Annotated in this window: 6 protein-coding genes; all 6 read right to left on the bottom strand. The window is 73.6% G+C overall.

The window, feature by feature from the left end; translation table 11 throughout:
* Nucleotides 1-895 (bottom strand): hypothetical protein (locus DLJ47_RS10590; RefSeq protein ID WP_446723550.1); only part of this gene is annotated, 895 nt, incomplete at its 3' end.
* Between the two features lie 344 nt (nt 896-1,239).
* Nucleotides 1,240-1,908: a deoxyribonuclease V gene (gene nfi, locus DLJ47_RS10600; protein WP_233257766.1), complete on the bottom strand. Its 669-nt coding sequence runs from the start codon at nt 1,906-1,908 to the stop codon at nt 1,240-1,242.
* Nucleotides 1,909-2,087: 179 nt separating this feature from the next.
* Nucleotides 2,088-2,759, bottom strand: coding sequence for a tetratricopeptide repeat protein (locus tag DLJ47_RS10605; protein WP_233257765.1), 672 nt, complete (start codon nt 2,757-2,759; stop codon nt 2,088-2,090).
* Nucleotides 2,759-3,349 (bottom strand): DinB family protein, encoded by a 591-nt coding sequence (locus DLJ47_RS10610; RefSeq protein ID WP_109899875.1) that lies wholly within the window; start codon nt 3,347-3,349, stop codon nt 2,759-2,761. The genes DLJ47_RS10605 and DLJ47_RS10610 overlap by 1 nt, the downstream gene beginning before the upstream one ends.
* A 48-nt stretch (nt 3,350-3,397) precedes the next feature.
* A complete protein-coding gene (locus DLJ47_RS36250) occupies nt 3,398-3,568 on the bottom strand; it encodes a hypothetical protein (protein WP_167181869.1) in 171 nt (56 codons plus the stop codon).
* Complete coding sequence (locus DLJ47_RS10615; RefSeq protein WP_109899876.1) at nt 3,565-3,783, bottom strand: hypothetical protein; 219 nt, start codon at nt 3,781-3,783, stop codon at nt 3,565-3,567. Before DLJ47_RS10615 ends, DLJ47_RS36250 begins: the two co-directional genes overlap by 4 nt.
* Nucleotides 3,784-4,271: the final 488 nt, after the last annotated feature.

Consider the following 4,271-nt stretch of genomic DNA (forward strand, 5'->3'; position numbering starts at 1 on the left):
CGGCGGGCGGGCCGCCGTACACCGCGCCGGTGGCTGGCGGCTGCTGGCCGTACACCTGGCCGGGCCGGGCCCCGGCGGCGGCCGGGCCCTGCCCGGAGCGGTAGGTGGTGCCGCCCGGGTTGCCCGGCAGCGGGACCGGCGGTACGGCGTCGATCGGCTCCTTGTCGGCGCGGGAGCGGCGGAACAGCAGCACGATGAGCAGGATCCCGACGGCCACCATGGCGATGCCGAAGAACATCACCACGGAGCCGAAGCCCGAGGACTCCTCGGCCGCGTTCGAGGTGTTCCCGGCCGGGTTGGCGAGCGCCGCCACGGGGGTGACGTCCTCGGCGGCCTCCTCGGTGGGCACCGCGCTCGGGGTGGGCGACGGCTTCTTCGACGGCGTCGGCGAGGCGGAGGCGCGCCCGCCGACCACCCGGGAAGCGTCCGCGCCACGGCCCAGCAGCTGGCCCATGGCGTTCGTCGCCTCGGCCGTGACGGTGAGCCGTCCGCTCGGCGCGGCGGCGGTGAACGACACCCGGTAGCGCACGGTGATGCTCTTGCCCTTGCACAGCCGCGGGTTCGGCGGCGAGGTGGTCGAGCTGGCCACGCTGCCCCCGCCGCCGCCCAGCGGCACCGGGAACCACTGGCCGTTGTAGCTCACCTGCACCCGCGCCTGGTCGGCGCGGACGCCGGCGAGGCGCAGCCCGAGCGCGGTACGCAGCAGCACGCAGCCGTCGGTGCGCCGGCGCACCTCGACCGCGACGGCCTCGGCGGAACCACCCGCGGTGAAGCTGCCCGCCGAGCGCACCCGGACCTGGTCGTCGGCCAGCGCCGGCGACCCACCGAGCGCCACCAGGCCGCCCAGCAACGCGCCGATCGTCGCCAGCCGCACCGCGTGCCGACGCACCGCCATGATCACCTCGCCGTTCCTCCCCCGAGCGGGGGACCGTCGGTCAGGCTACTACCGGGGGCTGTCGGCCCCTGGTCATAGAGCGCCCCAGATGTGTGCCGTATTACCCACCAACTGCGACACCGACGCGCACCCCGCGCTGCCGTGCCGCCGGCCGTCCTGCCTGGGCCTCCGGGTGACACCGCCGCGCGGCGCGCCCGCCTCGGCGGTCCTGGCGGCAGTCGGGACCGATGCCGCGGTCAGCTGGCGGATCAAGTGCCCGCGATCCCCTTGCCGGTCGTGTTCATCGGGGTAGCGGCCGGCCAGTTCGGCGGTGTCGCGCGCCGGCGCTGCCGGCCGGGACGTCATCACGGCGACGCGGCGGCGAGGGCCTCGCGGCAGAGCCGGTCGGCGGTCCGGGTGGTCTCCGGCAGCCGGAAGCGCGGGGTGAGGGCCAGCACCTGGGCGGTGGCGTTGTCGAGGCTCATCCGGTGGCCGACGCTGACGAAGACGGGCTTCACCCCGGCCCGGGTCCGCAGCACCCGCCCGACGACCTCGCCGCCGTCGCGCAGCGGCGACCAGGCACCCCGGACGTCCGCCGGCGGCCGCCACTCGCCGACCAGCGGCGTCTTGCCCACCCCGATCGCCGGCAGGCCGGTCACCACGCCCAGGTGGCAGGCCAGCCCGAACCGGCGCGGGTGGGCCAGCCCGTGCCCGTCGCAGACCAGCAGCTCCGGGCGGGTGGTCAGCCGGTCCAGCGCGTCGAGCAGGGCCGGCAGCTCGCGGAACGCGAACAGCCCCGGCACGTACCCGAACGCGGGCCGACCGACGCTGACCGCGCTCTCCACCACCGCGAGGGTCCGGGTGTCCAGCACCGTGACGGCCGCCGCGAGCCGGTCACCGCTCTCGGCGTACGCGACATCGAGGCCGGCCACCGTCGCGGGCGCGGCCGGCCCCGGCCCGACCAGGTCCACCAGCGGCCGCAGCCGATCCTGTACGGCCACCGCCTCCGCCGCACTCCCCGGCGCGCTGGCCACCTCCGGCGGGGTGGGCGGGGTGATCGACTCCGGTTCCCGGATATGGCGGTGTCCGGACCGCCCGGACACCGCCATATCCGGGATCTCGTGTCGATCACCACCCGGACAGCCCGGCACGAGGTCCGGTCCCATCGGCTGAGCCTATTCCGGTCCGGCCTCCGGGCGCCCGACGAGGACGGTCATCCGGACAGGGCGGCGCGGGCCTGGTCCACCCAGCGCGCGACGCCGTACGCCTCGCTGCCTGCCGCGAGCTCCGCCGCCTCGTCGAGCAACCGCTCCGCCTCGTCCGAGCGGCCCTGCTCGCCCGCGAGATACGCCAACCCGATCAGGTTCGCCGCGACGCCCGCGGTGAATCCCAGTTCCCGCCGCAGTCGCGTCGACTCGGTCAACAGGTCCCGAGCCGCGTCGAGCCGGCCGGCGCCCTGCTCGATGAAGGCCAGGTGGCGCAGCACGTACGACATCGTCAACCGATCGCCCGCCCGCGACGCCAGTTCCCGCGCCCGGGCGAAGGCCGGCGCGGCGGCGTTCTCGTCCTGGCGGACGACCTGGTGGACAGTGCCGATCCAGAACAGCGCCTCGCCCGCGCCGCGGTCCTCCCCCAACTGCTGGAACAGCTCGGCCGCCCGCTCGAAGAGCGCCAACTCGCGCGGATCCTCCACCCGGTCGTCCAGGAAGCGGGCGTGCAGGATGCGCCCCCGGGCCAGGGCGAGATCCGCCTCGATCCCGGTCAGGTGCCGGTCGGCCTCGACCAGCGCGGCGGCGTCGCCACCGAACACGGCCTGCTCGTAGCACGCGTTCGCCTGCCCGAGCCGGTCCTCAGCGCTCGCTTGCTTCCGGTCAGCCGTCGTCACTACTGGCCCACCCGGCCGTCGATCAGCTCGCGGAGCAGGTCGGCGTGGCCGTTGTGCCGGGCGTACTCCTCGATCATGTGCACCAGCAGCTCGCGCAGCGAGATCTCACTGCCGTCCCGCTGCCGGCCCTTGACGCCGAGGTCGGGCGCCTCGGCGACCAGCCGCTCGGCGTACTCCACCTCGGCTCGCCAGTTCCGCCACGCCTCGGCCACCACGTCGGGATCGGCCACCGCACCGTTGAAGTCCAGGTCCCGGTCCGTGTCGGAGCGGTAGATCTTCGGCGCGTCCTCGCCGGCCATCACCCGCCGGAACCAACCCCGCTCCACCTCGGCCAGGTGCCGGACCAGGCCGAGCAGCGACAGCGTCGACGGCGGTACGGCCCGGCGGGCCAGCGCCTCGGCGTCCAGGCCGGCGCACTTGAGTTCCAGCGTCAGGCGCTGGTCACGGAGGTACTGCACGAGGACCGTGCGCTCGTCGTCGAAGCCGCCCTCGGAGCGGGGGTCGTCGTCGAGGTGCACGAACAGGTTCGACCAGGCGAAGTTCTGGGCGGGCCGGTCGGCGGCGTCGGTATCCGTACGCGAGTCAGCCATGGCGCGACCCTCGCCCAGCCATCGGAGGACTCGCAAGCAATTTCGTGATCAGATCCGACGCAGGCGGAATCGTGGCTGCTCGTTGCTCAGGTGACGCTGCTTGTGTTGGCGGACCTGCTCGTCCCAGACCTCCTGGTCGTAATCGGGGTCGGGCGGGATCCACTTGTGTGATCCGTCGCTGTAGTGGAACTTCTCGTCTCCGGGCCGGAGCACACTCACCGCACCCACCCGACGAAGCGCTGGTGCAGTCCACCGGCCGGGACCCAGACCAGATCCTCGGCCGCCCAGACGAGGTATGAGCCCATGTAGATGGCCAGCGAGACGGGGGCCTTGTCGAACTCCGCGCGCAGCTCGCGCTTGCGGGTAGGGCAGGGCCACGGCGCACCGCAGCCGGCGCAGGTCCAGATCGGAAGCACCGGGCCGTGGGCGGTCACGGGAGACCACCGAGGAACCACGTCGTACTCGCCCGGGCCCGCCGGCTGGTCGCCCACTCGAACTGCCAGCATGGGTGCGGCGACAGCTGTGACCACCAGGCCCGACATCCGACGCACATGCCGTCGAGCCCGCGGAGGTGCACCGCGAGGATGGCCTGCACAGGGCGCTCGTCCAGGGCTACTTCTCCCCCGGCCAGTGACTCCGGTTGATCGGGATCCGGTGCTGCGTCCGGCACGGCAGATCCGCCCCGCACCGGCAGACCCGCCGCCACCTCCGCCAGCACCAAACGGGCCGATGGCGGCGGGCCAGGGTCATCGCCACCGCGACCAGGTACTCCTCGTAGGAAACGCGACGCACTAATAGTGCTTTGTTAGGTCGTTGTGGCGTGTCGCTTGTATGAGCCTTGCGGTGGTGTTTGGCTGCCGCGGTGGATGAGCGGGAACTCGCTCGGGTACGCGGGCAGTTGGAAGACTTCGCGGCCGGGATC

This window comes from Micromonospora sp. S4605, assembly GCF_003176715.1.
Lineage (GTDB): Bacteria > Actinomycetota > Actinomycetes > Mycobacteriales > Micromonosporaceae > Micromonospora > Micromonospora echinaurantiaca.